The sequence below is a fragment of the Helicobacter cinaedi CCUG 18818 = ATCC BAA-847 genome, assembly GCF_000155475.1.
Classification (GTDB): domain Bacteria; phylum Campylobacterota; class Campylobacteria; order Campylobacterales; family Helicobacteraceae; genus Helicobacter_C; species Helicobacter_C cinaedi.
The window spans coordinates 1-1,028 of sequence record NZ_DS990416.1 but is presented as its reverse complement, the minus strand read 5'-3'; the positions used below and the strand labels follow the sequence as shown (position 1 = coordinate 1,028).

Here is a 1,028-nt window from a genome sequence, read left to right as displayed (position 1 = left end):
AAGATAGAGTATATTATCCACTATCTTGTAGCCTGCATTTATGATTCTAAAAAACTCTGCGAAGTCGCTCTCATCTGTTTGTTTGGTTTTAATGGCATTTGTCTCACTTGTCCCAAAGCTTTGCTTGAATCTTGTGTGCGGCAGGGCTTGTTGCAAAGATTCTAAAAGTTTTGAAGACATTTTTTCGCTTCCATAAATGATTAGCTTTAAATGAGTTAAGTCATAATTGCCTAATCCAGCAACAAGCAAAAGTCGCAATAATGTCGGCGAAGTAGGTAAAATCTCTACTTTATGTTTTTGTAAAGATTCTAGAATCCACTGCGGACTTCGCTCTTTTGGGATAATAAGGCTTCCACCACCCCCAAAGGTATTTAGCATTACATCAATCCCTGCGATATGGTCTGGCAAATATACACTCATTATACGCAATGGATTTTGCCTTTTATTACAATAAGATTCTAAAAGTGTATTTAGATTATGCACTATGGCTTTGGGTTTGCCTGTGCTACCGCTTGAAAAAAGGATTAATCCGCCATTATTTTGCTTTTTTAAACTATCAAGCAAACTATGTGATTTTGGACTGATAGAATCTAGCTTATTTTCTTGTGTGTCTAACACAAACTCTACCCCAAAATCTTGTAGCGAAATGTCAATATTTCGTGGAAGTAAGGGGGCTATAATACACTGCTTTTTGCATAAAGCCAAAAATGCTATGATATAAGAAAGGCTATAATCTCCCCTAAGTGCTATCACTGCATTATTTGGGATTGTAAGCATAGTTTGAGAAAGACTAAAGGCTGACATTTTCTTACAAATCTCCGCATAAGTGTAGGGTGTGTCGTTGAGTATTAAGGCATTTTTGTCGCCATAGCACGACATTTTGTGCATAAATGAACTTACGCACATTGTAAATTCTCACATATAGAGATATGGCGAAATGATAAAGATTTATAACGATAGATTGCATAATAATAGGACTCATAGAGTGTTACCCCCCCCCCCCCCCATTAGTAAGTCGCAATTTCTTG

1 protein-coding gene is annotated in these 1,028 nt (G+C 36.8%); it reads right to left on the bottom strand.

The features are described from left to right. A partial coding sequence (locus HCCG_RS11350) for an AMP-binding protein (protein WP_230197966.1) occupies nt 1-879 on the bottom strand: 879 nt, incomplete at its 3' end. Between the last annotated feature and the right edge of the window lie 149 nt (nt 880-1,028).